At 36.5% G+C, this 16,495-nt stretch carries 13 protein-coding genes; 3 read left to right on the top strand and 10 right to left on the bottom strand.

The features are described from left to right. The first annotated feature begins 385 nt into the window (after positions 1 to 385). Positions 386 to 1,393 carry an AraC family transcriptional regulator gene (locus NDN11_RS04970; RefSeq protein WP_251110937.1) on the top strand — a complete coding sequence of 336 codons (1,008 nt, stop codon included), beginning with the start codon at positions 386 to 388 and terminating at the stop codon, positions 1,391 to 1,393. A gap of 6 nt (positions 1,394 to 1,399) precedes the next feature. Here NDN11_RS04970 and NDN11_RS04965 read toward each other — a convergent pair whose 3' ends face one another. The 8 genes from NDN11_RS04965 to NDN11_RS04930 all read right to left on the bottom strand — a co-directional run bounded on the left by NDN11_RS04965 (position 1,400) and on the right by NDN11_RS04930 (position 11,071). Continuing rightward, positions 1,400 to 2,149: a fimbrial biogenesis chaperone gene (locus tag NDN11_RS04965; RefSeq protein WP_251110936.1), complete on the bottom strand. Its 750-nt coding sequence runs from the start codon at positions 2,147 to 2,149 to the stop codon at positions 1,400 to 1,402. Beyond that, positions 2,146 to 3,636, bottom strand: a complete 1,491-nt coding sequence (locus tag NDN11_RS04960) for a fimbrial protein (protein WP_251110935.1) — start codon at positions 3,634 to 3,636, stop codon at positions 2,146 to 2,148. Before NDN11_RS04960 ends, NDN11_RS04965 begins: the two co-directional genes overlap by 4 nt. An 82-nt stretch (positions 3,637 to 3,718) precedes the next feature. Further along, positions 3,719 to 6,340 carry a fimbria/pilus outer membrane usher protein gene (locus NDN11_RS04955; protein ID WP_251110934.1) on the bottom strand — a complete coding sequence of 874 codons (2,622 nt, stop codon included), beginning with the start codon at positions 6,338 to 6,340 and terminating at the stop codon, positions 3,719 to 3,721. A gap of 18 nt (positions 6,341 to 6,358) precedes the next feature. Further along, complete coding sequence (locus NDN11_RS04950; RefSeq protein ID WP_251110933.1) at positions 6,359 to 7,117, bottom strand: fimbrial biogenesis chaperone; 759 nt, start codon at positions 7,115 to 7,117, stop codon at positions 6,359 to 6,361. A gap of 85 nt (positions 7,118 to 7,202) precedes the next feature. Then, positions 7,203 to 7,721, bottom strand: coding sequence for a fimbrial protein (locus tag NDN11_RS04945; RefSeq protein ID WP_251110932.1), 519 nt, complete (start codon positions 7,719 to 7,721; stop codon positions 7,203 to 7,205). 200 nt (positions 7,722 to 7,921) lie between these two features. After that, positions 7,922 to 8,194: a hypothetical protein gene (locus tag NDN11_RS04940; protein ID WP_251110931.1), complete on the bottom strand. Its 273-nt coding sequence runs from the start codon at positions 8,192 to 8,194 to the stop codon at positions 7,922 to 7,924. Between the two features lie 667 nt (positions 8,195 to 8,861). Beyond that, on the bottom strand, positions 8,862 to 10,214 hold the full coding sequence (locus NDN11_RS04935) for a transporter (RefSeq protein ID WP_101237410.1): 1,353 nt from the start codon (positions 10,212 to 10,214) through the stop codon (positions 8,862 to 8,864). 251 nt (positions 10,215 to 10,465) lie between these two features. Beyond that, entirely contained in the window at positions 10,466 to 11,071 is a 606-nt protein-coding gene (locus NDN11_RS04930) for a TetR/AcrR family transcriptional regulator (RefSeq protein WP_065342633.1), read from the bottom strand. Positions 11,072 to 11,488: 417 nt separating this feature from the next. Between NDN11_RS04930 and NDN11_RS04925 the strand changes: the two genes are divergently transcribed. Next, positions 11,489 to 13,024 carry a flavin-containing monooxygenase gene (locus NDN11_RS04925; protein ID WP_171304528.1) on the top strand — a complete coding sequence of 512 codons (1,536 nt, stop codon included), beginning with the start codon at positions 11,489 to 11,491 and terminating at the stop codon, positions 13,022 to 13,024. A 71-nt stretch (positions 13,025 to 13,095) separates the two neighbouring features. Then, positions 13,096 to 14,007: an alpha/beta hydrolase gene (locus NDN11_RS04920; protein WP_171304529.1), complete on the top strand. Its 912-nt coding sequence runs from the start codon at positions 13,096 to 13,098 to the stop codon at positions 14,005 to 14,007. A 191-nt stretch (positions 14,008 to 14,198) separates the two neighbouring features. Here NDN11_RS04920 and NDN11_RS04915 read toward each other — a convergent pair whose 3' ends face one another. Beyond that, positions 14,199 to 14,831, bottom strand: coding sequence for a TetR/AcrR family transcriptional regulator (locus tag NDN11_RS04915; RefSeq protein WP_251110930.1), 633 nt, complete (start codon positions 14,829 to 14,831; stop codon positions 14,199 to 14,201). Positions 14,832 to 15,042: 211 nt separating this feature from the next. After that, positions 15,043 to 15,915 (bottom strand): phytanoyl-CoA dioxygenase family protein, encoded by an 873-nt coding sequence (locus NDN11_RS04910; protein ID WP_101237413.1) that lies wholly within the window; start codon positions 15,913 to 15,915, stop codon positions 15,043 to 15,045. Between the last annotated feature and the right edge of the window lie 580 nt (positions 15,916 to 16,495).

Raw genomic sequence — 16,495 nt, 5'->3', positions numbered from 1 at the left:
CAAAACACTCTTAACAATCAAAACCAAATAACACAAAACCAAATCACAAACAATAAAACTCATCCTTTAAATTCAATAAAATCAGAATTTATACATACACACATCATCCTTTAAAAAATCAATTATAAAGAATCGTCTGTATTTTAAATAAATGCTAAAAAAAAATAAAAAAATATCAATGCATTAATTTTAAATAACAAATAAACTCACTATAACAAATATAACAATTCCCCATTCATTAGTCGCAATCTAATGACTTAGCATTAGCCCATCCAAACGCAAGGCTAATGCTTTTTTTTACAAAAAAACAATGACTATTGAATTAAGGTATTGAATATTTAAATAATTAATATTAATATATTAAAAAACACAGGGATGAATTATTATGAATAGAAATAATAAAGATTTTCTGAATAGAGGTTCCGTTTGTGCATCCTTATCCCATATGATTAGAGATTTTTGTAAATTTCACAATTTAACAATACCTGCTGAATGCAGTCTTTATGACTTAGATGATAGAATACCATTTAATGTATGGTGCATGATTATAAATAAAATTGATGAACAATTTAAAACCAATGCGTTAGGCTTAAAAATTGCAGATTTTGTGAAACCTGCATATGCCGGTATAGTTTCATATATTTCATTTTCCAAGCCAACCTTATTAGAAGCGATTCCAGATTTTATAAAATATATACGTTTAGCCTATGATCTAAATTATATGTACTTCCAAGTAAAAGATTCAGAGATTGAATTTTCTTGGGATGATCACATGGGCCAACCGGGGCTGGCAGTTGATGAATGTGCTATTGCCCTTTTCTTAAATATTGTTAAGCATTCTATATCTCCTTATTACATCCCACCCAAATGTATTAATTTTTTATATGATCCACCTAATAATATTGAATTTTACAAAAATTATTTTGGTTGCCCTGTCTTTTTCAACTCCCCAACTACATCTATTGTTATTTCATTAGACAGTCTAAAAAACATCCCTCTCGCTCAACCGGACCCTTACTTATATCGAATTTTGAAAAATCATGCTGATCTACTGATTGAAAAATTAGAAAACTATAATGAATTTGAGTATAAAATAAGACTATGCATCATCACCAACATAAACAACAAGAAAATAAATATAGACATTATCGCTGAACAAATGGGTATGCCGCAAAAAAAACTAAGAGAGATTTTATTAAGCTATGGTTATTCTTTTAATAGCATGTTATCTGATGTTCGCTTCAATCTTGCAAAAAAATATTTATTAAATGAAAAATTAAATATTAGTGAAATTGCTTTTCTATTAGGATATTCTGAACAAAGTGTATTCCAACGTTCTTTTAAATCTTGGAGCGGACTAACACCATTAAAATGGAGAGAGAATAATAAATAATGAAAATTAGATTACACTCTTGATAACTCCTTGCCCACCAAATTCACCTGTATAAGTATTACCGTCATCTCCAATAATATAAAACTCTATTTTATCAAAACTATTTACATTCCTCTCAAGGATATAGTTCCTTTTACTTAAAGGATTAGTCATCATATCCATTTCTTGTTTAGCATTTATTTCCTGTCCTTGGGCAAATACTTTCAAGCCTGAAAAAGAAATATGATAGGGAGAGCTATTTTCACATACTAAAAACACCTGATTATTCTCACTTTTTAGTTCAAATTTTAATTTTTTAATGATTTCATGAGCTTCTATTTTCCTAAGACGTTTAGGTCTATAGAAAATTTTTAGTTGTGTATTCATAGCAAAATCAAGTTTAGCCTGATTTTCTTTTATAGTATCTTTTTTTATACCTGGTACTTCGTATAAATTCAGCCAGAATACAGACTCCCTATCATCAGGCAGTGCACTTCCTGTATAAAAAATACGTAAAGGTTGGATACCCTCTGGTTGCATCCGAAATATAGCAGGCAAAATTATAAAGGGAGCATTCGCTTGTTCTGGATCCCCGCTCCCATCATCAAACCAAGTTTGTACAACAATTGGATACTCATTTATATTGGCTATAACGAAGGACTTTTCACGCTCACCTTCATGATAAATGACTCGGCTTGAGGACGTGACCAAACCTGCATATAAATTCATGCCAAAGAAAAAGATGAAAAGACCTAAAACAAAATTTGGATTTCTCATTGTATTTTCACCACCACATACGCAGTAGAATAAATTGTTCCACTAGTCACAGGCGGAGCGCCATTTATACGCTTTAAGTCAGCTGAAAATGGGATTCTATAAGTAGTATAGTTTCCGACAGTCCCAATTGGACTTGCATTGTCCAACACAGGATACCAACCTGCTGTATTACCTTGAGGATATGTAATCGATGGATAACAAATTTGGTTATTATTTGGTCCACAGGTTTGATTATAACCATCACGATTTGAGTCAGGAAGTGTCCCTGTAGCACCTGGTTGACCCAGTAAATTTAGATAACTTCCTCCCCCTTGATATTTAATATAAATTCCTGCATTTTTTGCACGATTACTATTTGCCAGATAATCATCTGAAAGTAGTGCTAAAACTCCATTGTTTGCAGTGGTTAATGTTGGCGAAAATGCTTTTGCGGCATTAAAAGCTCCTTGAGATGCTTGGATCGCAATTGCAACTTTTCCTGTATTTGTACCTGATTTCGATGTAGTCGCTACATTATTATGGCAATCCACTAAGACTTCAAAATTCTGACTAACACTATTGCCGCTATTTAAATAGTCTACTGTGGTGGTTCCAAAGTTTACATTCGGTGTAACATTATTCACTTTGCACGCGACACTGTCATTAACCAAGTAAACTGCATCATATAAGGTATAGCCAAAGCCATTGTCTGCTCCCCAAAACCGATAGGTCGAACCATCTGTACCATGGGTTACTCCCACTGTATCATGAGGAAAACTTACATACTGATCTCCATTATCACTTCCACCCGGATGTAGTGAACCAGTATGTCCTAAACTTATATAAGAAGCAGGTTGCGGACAGTTATAGTTACCAGACTGCCCCATACCTCTATCATTACCTGTGGCATTCGCTGGAACTGTAAAACCATTACAAAATGTGTTAGCTGAACTACTATAGGGTGGCTGGCCATTTACTCGGATCAGTTCAAATTGTAGAACTGGTAAATGTTTTAACCGAATACAATGCCAACCAGCTTGACATTTATCCTTGCTCGCTCCAGCAGGTGTAGTTAATGCTGCTGTTTCATATTGTATTGGGAGTTCAGTCCATTGGGGGGCAAGTGTTGTCCCATTCATCACCTGACGTATGCCCACACCCTTGAACCATGTGTAAAATACATTATCTTGTCCTCCAGCATCGACAGGATTAACTTTAAAAAATCCACCTACTCTGTCATCGCCATTAACTGAAGTTAGAAATCTAATCTTGCTCATATCCGTGCCAGGCGAACAAGCCCACATTAAGCTTTCTGCATTTGCATTTCTAATTTTATATTCCGTCGGTGGAACAGAAGCCTGCGCTAAGACACTTCCTATTGGCTGAATTGCAATATCCATTAAATGAATATTACCTATACGGATTTTAGCTGCATGTCCGTCTTCAGTTTGTGTTATTGGCCTACTATTTGAATAACCCGTATAATAAACACCAGTTTGCCAATCCACTTGCTGACAAGCTGCCCAACTAAAACCGCTTACTCCTGCACTAAAAATTAATAATGTAAATTTTATAATTTGTTTTTTCATCTTAGTTTACCTTTTCACATTGGGCATTTTGTTTAATCAAGGGCTGATTTAATTGTTCATCATCAATTCGATAAGTTAATTTACAGCTTTGGTCATCTTGATTACCCCATTTAAGAGTTAAAGCTCCCTGCTGTTTTTCAGCCCTAAAATAAACTTGGCCAGCTTGACCAACCATACCAATAATATTCGACTCTTCATCAAGGACATCTGCCCCCATTGGTACACTTTCACCTGTCTTTGTTTCAGTTTGAATTAAGACACTATGACCAAATCGCGTTTTAAAATTTACTTTGACTGCTGCGCCTGCGTACGGCGCAATACGTTGCTCACCACCTTGTAATTCAACGTTTTCAGCCATCCCCTGAGGATCAAGTGCAATCGTGTTGTAGTGATATGGATTAATACTTGGAATTAAGGCATAACCAAATCGGTCAATTTTGCTATAAGGAGAACTAATTACTTTGGCACCTTTGGCTCCTTTAGCTTCAATTAAAGCAAAAGTATCACCCAAATAAGGTCCAAAGGTTATTCCGCCTGAATGTAATGCCAATGCCCCACTCAAGTTTAATGAAGCCTGCTTGTATTGCTCACTGAACGCAGTATTCAGTCCCACTTGCATTATAGGGAGTCGTTTATATAAGCCTGCTGTATAAGTGGTTTGTTCACCCCAATCTGATAAAGTGGCTCCTAAGCTGTAGCTTAGGCTATAGTCTTTATCTAAAGCTCCAGTAATACCTAACTGATGAATATCACTTGTATTACTATGACTATAATTAACGTTTAGATTCGGGGTAAGCGGAGAGCGTTCACGACCCAATGGTACGCTTATACTAATCCCCCCAAAATTATCAAAACGATCTTCTTTGAAAGTTGTTCCTGTTAAAGAATGGGTCCGCTGTCTTGTATAATTAACATTCAAACTCACAATACCAAAAGTTTTCATATAACCAGCTTGATACAAGGTATCTCTGTCACGTCCATCTCGATAATCCTGAGTTGAACCAGAAAGATAAACCGAACCATATTCGCCTAAGGATTGACTTAAATTGACCTGAAAGCGTGATCGTTGTAGATAATTATAAGAGCTCCAAACATCTTTTTGCTCCCAAGCATGGCGGAGCCCAAGTACGTCATTCAAGTCTCTGAAGCCAGCGGTAGAATAACGATAACCAGCGATTGAAATCACAGTGTCAGTTGGCTGAAACGTTTTACTATATGTTAAGTTCGCCATCCAACCATCGACATAATCAGCCCCTTCAGCACTTGGCAGCTTTCCACGTGAATATGTTATATTTGAACCAAATGCTCCATAAGAACTACCATATACTCCTCCAATAGCGCCTGCCTGATAGCGATCAGCGACGCGTAATCCACCATTTAAAGTGATTGAGTTATTTACGCCATATTCATAGGTAAAATCAGCAAAATTTACATCTTTAGCATCATCTAAATCAGTTCGTCCCATAACAAAATTATAATTTGAAAGGCCTTCTCTTAAGGACAATGGAACTGCTGCATAAGGAACTTCTGTGCTGTGTGTACTTCCATCAGCCTCTGTCACCTCAACAAAGAGATTGCCACTATAACTTGTAGGGTAAAGATCGGTAATTTCAAACGGACCAGGTGCCACGGTGATTTGATATATTTCTTTACCATCTTGTCGAATAGAAACTTTGGCGTTACTTTTAGCAGTGCCTCGAATGACAGGTGCATATCCCCGTAATGAGTTTGGTCTCATTCTTTCATCAGTTGCTAAGCTCAGTCCTTTAAACGGCAAACCTGAAAAAAAACGTCCAGAAGTATACAGTTGTCCTACAATCAATTGTGACTGTAATTGATCGATAGGACGCTGAACATAACTTCGCAAATGGTTCCATTCAGTTTTCTTTTCATTATCAATACTTAAACTTGATTGTTGACGATATTGCCATTTACCCCAATTCACCCCACCATTTAAGTTTAGAAAACTAGAATCCTGCCTCGTATTGCTATATTGGGAGTTTTTTATATCTGAATAATAGTAATTTCCAGTATAGTTAATAAAACCAATACTTTCGCCTGAACTAAGTTCAGTCGGCTTTACATAACCTCTGGGTATATTTCGCATCAGGCTCTGAGGGATGGTTAAATTTAATCTGAGTAAAGAGAAATCAAAATAAGCTGTACTAGATGGTGCTATTTCATCAAGGATTAAACAACTAGGATTCTGTTCCTGCTTTTTGCTTAACATGCTTTCACGTGTTTTCTCTTGTTGTTGTCTATATGCAACATCGCCCAGCACGCCTGCATTATCCAAAAAATCAGTCGTTAGACATGGAGTTATCCCTTGTGAACTTGTTTCATTAGGTTTGAACTCAATTGTACGTCTCTCAATAAAGCGATTATTTACATATACATCTACTTTATATATCCCTGCTTCAACTTTATCTATTTCATTAAAACGCTGTAACATAGATTGGCTTAAGACGTTACCTTTAAATAATCCAGATGAGAATTGATATTCACCAGAATCAGTAGTCTTGTTAATTTCAGCAGCTTTTACGGATGAAATAGTCCCAATAAAAACGCAACATAAAAAAATTGGAAAATAATTATGCTGTGTCAAAGGCATATATCTTTCCATGAAAAATACCTCTTAGCATTAATGAAATATTTGAGAAGTGATGTCATATTTACTAATCGCACCATAGTCATTAACCATTTTTACTGTGACTACTGCCTTTTGATTAGATTTAATTTTATTATCCAAAATCCATTTACTATTTGATTTTGGTTCAAGCATAAGAGTAGATTTAGTTTTTACAACATGAGCATCTGTTTTTACCTCAGCTTGTATCAAATTGACGTAATAACTAGATGAATTCTCTATTTGCAACCAACTTCCCTTATCATCATTTAATAATTTAAATTTTAGTTTTAAAGGAATATCATCAACTTTATCTGGGAGTGTTTTAGGTCGATAAAAAACTTTTAAACGACTTTTTACAACGAGGACTAACTTATTCTCATCTTCTAAACTTTTCTTCAATGCAGGTGTTTGCTTGAAATTTAGATAGAAAATTGATTCACGATCCTCTGGTAAACTTTCAGTAGGTAAATTGACTAAACGGACCATTTGCCCCTGATGGGGATTAATACGAAATACCTGTGGATTCGGTAAAAAAGGAGCGTCTGCATTTTCTGGTGTTGATTGATCATTTCCCTTATCAAGCCATACTTGCATTAAATAAGGTATTTCGCTTTTATTACTGAACTGCAATGTTTTTTCTTTAGCATCAGCAGGGAAAACAACACGTGTTCCTGTCATGACCACATTTGCAAAAGCAGGATTAAAGATTAAAAAACCAAAAAAACACCAAAAAAAAGCATACTGAACTAAATTAAACAAATATCCAGACATTACACCACTCCTTTATTAATCCACTCAAAAAGGACCTGACACATGACTAGCTCTCCTTACGCACATGTCAGGAAATTCTAGAAATTTATGGGTAAATCACTTCATAATCGGCAACAGCTGTTACGCTACCAGCAGTCGTTGCTCCTGTTGCGTAATATTGAGCAGTTAAAGGAACTGATGCAGCACCACCTGATGTGGTCGTTTGAGCTGAGATACCAATCCCCCCTGTAAAGACAATAGGGTTCCCTCCTGCACTACCATTCAATAATTGAACAGCAACATTTCCTGCAGTGCTTGCAGCATTAACACCCAAATTAGTGCCATTAGGATTGTGTGCAGCAAAGCGTACAGAAACATCATCTGCAGTCGCACTGCATCCTGTTAAATTCACAGTAAATGGTGTTGCACCTGCTGTGTCGCCAGATACAGTTAAATCTCCAGTTCCAACAGTAGGCAAAGTGACTGTTGGGCTTGCAGTACCACCAACATTGACGGCACAAGTATTAGATTCAATCGTGCCAATAAAAGTGATTGTTTCTGCAGCCATAGATACATTCGCTACCCCTAATGTAACTAAAGCAACAGTTAAAAATTTAATTTTCATAGCCTATTCCTTTCAGACAAGTTTTAAATAATTCAATTAAAAGAATATATTGCGAGACAGGATCTGCTTTTTATGTAAATTCTGTGTCACACTTCATATTCATTACAAAGCCTAACAAAACTTACAAACATACACATTGATGAAAACCAAATAAAAATTGACACTTTTTTATTTATGGAATAATTAATTATTTTTTAGAACTAACACTTACATTCCCCAAACATATTATAAATAAAATGAGCAGGTGCATCTCGATGATATACTTTGCTTTTTTCTAATTGAAAAACTCTTCCCTCATGCAGTATATTAAAAAAATCTTTCTCGATTTTTAGTACAACCCCAATCTGGGTTTTATAAAATAGCTCTCTTTTATAAATTTCTTTCTTCTGAAAAAGAACTTTCTGCCCTATTGTTATGCTATTTGAATTACTTTTTTTATATAAACCGCATTCGGCGCAAATCCACTTTTTCATATCCATAGAACCCAAGACTCAAATTTAATAGATATCTTTTACTTTTTTAATTAAAAAAATCTTGGCATTTTATGATAATTAATTAACACTATTTGGCATTCACAGGAGAAAAATCACACTATATTTTTAAAAAATAAAATGGATCCACGAGTAAAAATTTTTATAATTTTTAATTCCGTCCAACTCTATCCGAAAAAAATGGACAAGTCATAAGTAGATGGTATAAAACAGGCAAATAAAAAGCTTTTAAACATTGAACTTAAAGGCTTTTTATATCATTTAGATCCAATGATCTTAGAAAATATCATTGACTGAACTAATCACTTCCTTGCAATTAATCCTGTGGCGTAAATTTAAGTTTATATAGTTGATTGAGGTTCAGCCACTTTGAGCGATCCTTTTACTCCTTAGAGTAATAGGCAAGAAAGCAACTACTTGAGACTAAGGAAAATATACGGCTGTTAACTCAAGACAAAGAAAACAAGCACTACATAGAGTGTTTGTTTTCATAGAGAGTTTTGATGGGATGGCGTCAGTTGAATCAAATAAATAACTATTTGTTTTGTTTAAATTTTATTTTCATACAATTCAAACTTACCCAATTTTGACCCTATGCGTTTTTGTATTTTTAAGAAGTGGCTGAACCCAACCACTCCTTCTCTTAAATCTAGAATCGGTAACCAATTTTTAAACCATAAGCGATAGCATGATTATTCTTGAACTCAGCCTGTTCTGCCATTTCTTTAATCCCTTCGATAGGTAAATAGTAAGCACCATCTTCAGACTTGGCATCTCCTAACCAGTAGTATTTAACACCAGCGGCGATAAAATAATTCTGAGCAGGATTGAATTGCGCACCGAGTCCAATGGACCATGATCCCTTCATTGGCCCCAGCGTAGAAGCAGGATTACCCGTTCCTGAATCCCAACCAACATCGGTGGCAAAACTCCATTTTTCTGTAAATTGATGGCCAATTCCTATCGTTGCATTATATTGATCCTTTTGATAAGAATCTAAATCAACACCTTCCGTATATGTGCCTCCCGTAAGTTCATCCAGATAACTTGCTGTAAGCGCATTATATTGCGTTGGGCGGATATTAAAATCTTTCCAATTCACCCATCTTAAATTCATATAAGCAATTGTGTTTTCGGCAACCCCGGTTTGAAAATCGATATTCACGGATTGAGGGGTTTCGATTGTCGTTTTTGCTGCTTTGACATAGTGCAAAGGTTCACCAAATATACTTTCCTCGACCTGAAATTTATATTTGATTTTAGAGCGATAAGTAATAGCCGCTTTCAATGCAATCTCTGGAATTTGATAGCTCGCCCCAGCAAGCCAGCCCAACTCTCCTTTTTCTTTAAAATTCGCCTCGTAACCATTAAAAGCCTCGGTATACGCCATGCCTCGAAAAGAAGCTTTTCCTTTAACCTCTTGATAAACAGGCCCGCCATAAATCTGGAAGTTCTTAAAAGGTGAATATCCAAATATAAAACTTAAATCCTGACTTTCCACATTTACGGATGTACCTTCTTGACTAAAATCATTATCTGAATAGCTATTGTTGGGGCGAAGTGGATATGCGGTTTTTGCGGCAAATGGTTGGTCGTAAAGCAGGCCGAAACTAAACTGATCTGTTAATTGTAGCTTCAATGCAGCTGTATAAAATTGCACATTTTGCCCAATATCTCCTGTATCACGGCTTTGATTTTCACGCACAAGATTTGGACGATCATGCACGACACCAGAAACTGAAGCGTCAACAGCAAAGGCATTGACTTCAAAATAATGACCATTTTCTAAAAATGGCAGTATCGACTGACCAGACTGATCAAGTGCAGAGGCTTGGGTATAACTACTGATCGACACTCCGATTATGCCGAACATAATAGGAGCTAAGCGGAACCGATGGATCTTAGAAAATGAGCTATTCAAGCCCTTATGTCGATTCACTTCTCTGGTTTTCGATAATAACCAACATAAGCCCACACTTTCCTTTCCTATAGACTTTTCCATTATTAAATTCATCCTGAAATTATAATTTTTGCTTAATCACAACAGCGATTAAAAATTTCCAAGTCCATTCACTATCATTAAGAAAATATAAAATGGACAAATAACATACTGCTCAATAAATTACACAGTGTCAATGACGCTGTGTAATTTATTGAGCAGAGTTGTTCTAATTGCTTATATTTTTCACATCAAACATCTGATAAACAAAGTATTTTAAATCAGTGGTTTATTAAATTGATGCACTTAAATTTCTATTTATGATCATAAAGTGTTGAAATCCAGATATTTTGAAGTACACGAATAACAACCTCAGGTTCTACATGAGATGAACGACCAAAAGCCTCGGAAAGATATCGTTCTTCCAGCCATATGAGTGCTTTTGCCGTTTCCTCAACATCAATATCTTTTTTTATCTGCCCTGCTGCTTGATCCGCCCTAATATGTTGAGCGGCAGCAGTAATAAAGTCCTGTATTAAAGTTCTGTAGACATTCTCAACACGTTCATCCCCACTTGCAGCTTCGACGAAAGCTCTTAATAAACGTCCATGTTGTACATAGACTTGTACAGAATCTACGAGAGCACGCCGCAAATCTTCCTGTGGGGTAGTTCCTGCCAGCCACCTATCTGCGATATTGAATAATTCCCTAGCAATATTCTCAACAAGACGTAGCGTAAGATCATGTTTATCGCGGAAATGGACATAGAAAGCTGGGCGTTTTAAACCTGTACGTCGCATGACCTCATCAATATTCAGATCACGAAAATGATGCTCATTTAAAAACTGTTCAGCAGCTTCTAATATTTCTCGCTCAGATTCTTTTGGATCATGTTTAAGTCTACGGCGAGAGGTTGTCATACGATCCTATTTCCCATTTGCATAAGGCCATTGTAGGTATTAATAATTTTTTCGACAAGTCTTTATAACTCTCATCACATCTCACAATAACTCAAACTAAAGAAAAAACTGCTCATTTTAAAATTCAATATAATTTATAAAATTCATAATCTTAATTTAAATATTACATTCTTTTCATTCGTTTACTTTCAAGCTAAATCTTCATTTCACCCTATAATTACACAGTGTCATTGACATTGCGTAATTATAGGATTAATAATATTGATATGCCTAAACCTCACCTTGATTTAAATCAAAGTGAAAGTGGACTGGATCAAGGACTTTGTTCATCAGGGAAAATGAAGATTATAAAAATCATCATCTTAGGAAATCTAACTGATGCTCAATTTATTAAAATTGTGTGAAGAGGAAAAAGATATGAGTACATCAGACCAAATTGCTATTACTGATGTTTTAATTATCGGCGCAGGGATCTCAGGTATTAGCGCAGCATACCATCTAAAAAAATATAGACCGAATACCACATTCACTTTGCTCGAAGGCCGCGACGAAATTGGAGGCACATGGAGTCTGTTCCGTTACCCAGGCATTCGTTCAGATTCAGATATGCAGTCTTTTGCATTTGGCTTTAAACCGTGGACCAATAAAAGGGTTTTTGGCAGTGCTCAAATGATCTGTAATTATTTAAAAGAAACGATCACTGAGAATGACATCGAATCTCATATTCGCTTTGGCCATTATATGACTAGTGCCGAATTCTCATCTTCTGAAGGTCTTTGGACAGTAAAAGTGAAGCGTAAAGATCAGAAAGCTTTAACTACTTTCCGCTCCCGCTTCTTACTGATGAGTACAGGTTATTATGACTATGATAATGGCTATACACCTGAGTTTAAGGGAGCGGAGGAATTTCAAGGACTCATTATTCATCCTCAACACTGGCCAGAAAACCTCGATTATTCTGGCAAAAAGGTTGTGGTGATTGGTAGTGGTGCAACAGCCGTGACCTTAATCCCTGCGATGGCTGACAAGGTCGGGCATATTACCATGCTCCAGAGATCACCAAGCTATGTCATGGCTGCACCAAGTACAGATGCAATCGCGAATACTCTCAATGGGGTTCTCTCACCACAACGTGCTTTCGATCTGATCCGCCGCAAAAATATTGCCTTGACACGGGGCGTTTACAATTTAAGTCGTCGCTTTCCAAAGCTGATGCGTCGCTTTTTAATCTCGGATGTCCAACGAAATCTACCAAAAGACTTTGATGTCGCCACTCATTTTTCACCGAAATACAATCCGTGGGATGAACGTTTATGTGTTGTACCCGATGGCGATATGTTCAAAGCGATTTCTGCGGGTAAAGCATCTGTAGTCACCGATCATATTGAGCGTTTTAGCAAAGAAGGCATTTTACTTAAATCAGGAAAAACGCTGGAAGCCGATATCATTGTGACCGCTACAGGCCTTAATGCGGTCGCATTTAGCAAGACGCAATTGATTGTGGACGGGAAAAAAATAGTTTATCCAGAGACCACGATTTTCAAATCAATGATGTTATCCGACATTCCTAACTTTGCTTTCGCATTCGGCTACACCAATCTGGCATGGACCTTAAAAGTCGATCTGGTCTGGAAACACTTCTGTAGATTACTGGATTACATGGATGAAAATAAGTACGCCACATTCACACCCGTCATCAGTAATAAGAGCATGAAACGCATTCCATTTGTAGACCTGAACTCAGGCTACATTCAACGAAGCATCGCACAATTTCCAATGGCAGGTACACAAGGCCCATGGATTGTAAAACAAGATTATAAATTCGATGTTGAGCGACTTCGTAAAGGTCCTGTTTTCGATAAAGAACTAAGTTTTTCCCAGATTAAGCCAAAGAAAAAGCCAAGCGTTGTTACCACAGAAACAATGCCAGAACAGATCAAAATTCAGGCTTAACACAGCGATTTACATTGACATCTCTTATTGCCAGTAGCAATCAGGGACATAAATCGATCAAGGAAAATATGATGGAAAATATTAAATTTACAAGTAAAGGAATTACCTGTGCCGCATGGTACATCCCTGCAAAATCAGATGAATACAAGTCTTCTCAAGGACGACCTTGTATTATTTTGGGTAACGGTTTCGGTGGTACCAAAGATACGGGATTACTCGATTTTGCCGAGCCTTTCAGTCAGGCAGGTTTTGATACTTTCGCATTTGATTATCGTGGATTTGGAGAGTCTGCTGGACTACCAAGACAGCATGTATCTTATATTCAACAACGAGAGGATTATCATGCCGCGATCGAAGCTGCACGGAATTTACCCCATGTAGATGGAAGTCGTATTGCACTGTGGGGCACGTCTTATTCGGGTGGTCATGTTGTAGTCGTTGCTGCACAAGATCCAAAAATATCGGCTGTCGTCTCCATGAATCCGGCAACTGATGGTTTAGCAGCTCTAAAACAAGTATTCCAATATGGTGGAATAAAGCAGATATCGACAGCAATCGGTCATGGCATAAAAGATTTAATGCATGCCATCACTCAACGCCCTCCCCATCTCATTCCAATTGTTGGACAACCCGGTACAGCTGCAATGATCAGCACACCCGGTGCCGAAGAAAGCTATACCTCTATGGCAGGTCCGACTTGGCGGAATGAAGTCTGTGCTCGTGCAGCTCTGGAAGTTTCATACAACCGGCCTGTGGCTTTTGCAAAAAATGTGAAATGCCCGACCTTGATCCAAGTGGGTGCCAATGACCAGATTGCACCACCGAACCCAGCCCGAAAAACAGCACGTCTAATTCAAGGCCCAGCTGAATTGCTGGAATATCCAATTGATCATTTTGATTTCTATACTGAATCATGGGGCGAAACTGTGCTGATTGATCAGATCAATTTCTTAAAGAAAACCTTCTCAAGGATGCCAGCCTAAAAGTTTAACAGCCAAAATTAAATAAGCGGTTGAATATCCTTTAATATTTAACCGCATTTTTTCTTCTCTTTTTCAAATCAAAATAATCGAAGAAGTGGCTTTACCCACCAACTATGTAGTGTATTACATTCTGGTATAGGCAGTGATCAGATAAAACCTTGGACACAGATCATTCAAAGCTATGTCATTTCTTAATTTCTATGTTCCAAATCTTCTGGAAAATAGCATCTTAAATAAGAAATAAGCGCTTTGTGGGACTCTTTCACAATTTCATCAGGGAGAGCGTTATATTGCAGAAAGGCATTCTTCCAGATCCCATCCAATATATACATCGCAATAATCATCTTTTCAGTATATCGCTCTCTGTTTATACCTTCGTAATATGTGTCTAATTTTTCCATAATCGCGATAGCTAGATTTGCACTTTGATTGGTATCTACTGCTTTTGTTTCAGCTGGCGCAGTACTGCTCAACATTAATTTAGGGACAAAAGCGTGATGATTTAGATAGTTTGCACCTATCCATAAAATCTGAAGAATTAACGCTTGCCATGAGTCAGTATGAGAAACTTGATAGGAACGAATATTTTCTCTCCATAGCTCATGAACTCTTTCTGCAAGTGCAATTAAGATACTATTTTTATTCGGAAAATGATAATAAATGGAGGGTAAGCCGATACCTGTGATTTTAGAAATCTCTGCCAAACCAATATCATCAGGATCTTTTTCCCTGAGCAGAGATTCCATGCAATCTAAAATTTGATTGGTTCTTTCTATCTGCCTTTGCTGAGGAGCTCTGCTACGTTTTTCACTCTTATTAGACACAATACTCCACCAACTTTAAAGCGATTATTAGTACAAAAATTTGATTTTATCTTGCTGATTCATTCTATAAGTTTTCCTAAAAAACTTACAAGTATTTGATCCCATTCCCCTCAAATTCAATCTAATGAATAAATGGCAGCCTAAATCCTGACATAGATTAGGCCACCATTGTTAATTTCTGAACTTTTATCTTATGAAGCAACTTAATAAATTAATCCAGACCGAGATACTCTTCTAATCTTTCATAATTATGTTGCCATAAACCATTACCTGTAATTGGAAAAACGGATCTAAATCCAATCATTTTTTGCACACGCGCAGGTAATGTTTTCACAATTTCCAGATCAATTGAGAAGGCATAAGTTTCTTCTGGCGTAAAATAAGCTGGCGTCAACGGTATGGTAATACCGCGTCTATACTCATTTTGAGTTTTGTTTTCTCCCCCAGAATGTACCACCTTACCTTCCCAAATCAACATATCGCCAGCTTTCATAAGTGCAGGAATTGTATCTTCGTGTTTAAAGCGATCTTCAACCGACATATTAAAATCATCCCAGAGATGACTACCCGGAACAACACGAGTTGCGCCATTATCTTCGGTAAAATCTGTTAAAGCGATCATACAATTCGCTGTGACACATGGCCCACTTTTACCCAAGCCAATAATAGCTGGATAGTTTTCTAAGTCTCGATGGAGCGCTTGCGCTGAATTACCTGGACCAATTTGAATTAATTGAGTCGCTTGCAGCCACCAATCACCACTTTCTTCTCTAAAAAAATGTTCGCCAAGCGCATGAATCAGATCATGATTCAAGATCTGCTCTCTAAACGTTTTACTATGCGTGACTAAATTATTCACTCGAGTTGTCTGGTAGCCATGGAATTGTTTAAGCAATTCATCTATATCATCTTTTTTTGTTCCTGGCCCAGTATCAATCACAGGTTGATCAAAATCCAGATTCATTTGCTTAATCTGATCAAGACTCGCAAATCCTTCTAAAATCACTGCACCATCTTCTTTGAGAATGCCAAAAAGTTCTTGTAAATCGACATTTTTGTCCACTCTTCTTAATTGCATAGACATGTAACTCTCCTTATTCGTCTTAGTCCTGCTCAATAAAACTATAGAACATATAGTTTTATTGAGCAATATATATTTAATTAATCATTAAAAAGTAAATATAACTATATGAACAATAGTTTAATATTTTCAATTTAATCGATATTCGAGCTTTCAACGAGTAAATTAAAAATAAAGATATGAAGAACTTAGGATCGAACAGCACACTTGAAACATACGTGAGATCGTTGTATCTCTTGATGAGAAGGTCTAAAGAATAGCTCTAGCGATGGTATTGGTAAGTTAGAGTCGTCATAGAATAAGACTTTCATGCTTTCAAAAAGCTATTTTTAGGAATTGCGTTACCCACCTGTCCCCATGTAGACATTAGGTACTTTAGATAAAATAGAATTCTTATCAGAAAAATTAATGAACAATTCAAAATGACAAGCCATTAAGTCATAAACATTCTTATTTTGAATTTTATATGAATGAATCAATTCCCTTATCGCAGTCTAATTTATTCTCTGATCTCCACACTGTTTCCACACTTTAATAATCGTCATTACACAAACATTCAAAATAATAGCAGTATCAAAAACTC

The sequence above is a fragment of the Acinetobacter sp. C26M genome, assembly GCF_023702675.1.
Classification (GTDB): Bacteria; Pseudomonadota; Gammaproteobacteria; order Pseudomonadales; family Moraxellaceae; genus Acinetobacter.
The sequence above is the reverse complement of the archived record's forward strand: the minus strand, read 5'-3'. Positions and strand labels throughout refer to the sequence as shown.

Coding starts and splice junctions, on each gene's coding strand:
- NDN11_RS04970 (WP_251110937.1), top strand. CDS start 386: ATGAATAGAAATAATAAAGATTTTCTGAATAGAGGTTCCGTTTGTGCA.
- NDN11_RS04965 (WP_251110936.1), bottom strand. CDS start 2,149: ATGAGAAATCCAAATTTTGTTTTAGGTCTTTTCATCTTTTTCTTTGGC.
- NDN11_RS04955 (WP_251110934.1), bottom strand. CDS start 6,340: ATGGAAAGATATATGCCTTTGACACAGCATAATTATTTTCCAATTTTT.
- NDN11_RS04950 (WP_251110933.1), bottom strand. CDS start 7,117: ATGTCTGGATATTTGTTTAATTTAGTTCAGTATGCTTTTTTTTGGTGT.
- NDN11_RS04945 (WP_251110932.1), bottom strand. CDS start 7,721: ATGAAAATTAAATTTTTAACTGTTGCTTTAGTTACATTAGGGGTAGCG.
- NDN11_RS04940 (WP_251110931.1), bottom strand. CDS start 8,194: ATGAAAAAGTGGATTTGCGCCGAATGCGGTTTATATAAAAAAAGTAAT.
- NDN11_RS04935 (WP_101237410.1), bottom strand. CDS start 10,214: ATGGAAAAGTCTATAGGAAAGGAAAGTGTGGGCTTATGTTGGTTATTA.
- NDN11_RS04930 (WP_065342633.1), bottom strand. CDS start 11,071: ATGACAACCTCTCGCCGTAGACTTAAACATGATCCAAAAGAATCTGAG.
- NDN11_RS04925 (WP_171304528.1), top strand. CDS start 11,489: ATGAGTACATCAGACCAAATTGCTATTACTGATGTTTTAATTATCGGC.
- NDN11_RS04920 (WP_171304529.1), top strand. CDS start 13,096: ATGGAAAATATTAAATTTACAAGTAAAGGAATTACCTGTGCCGCATGG.
- NDN11_RS04910 (WP_101237413.1), bottom strand. CDS start 15,915: ATGTCTATGCAATTAAGAAGAGTGGACAAAAATGTCGATTTACAAGAA.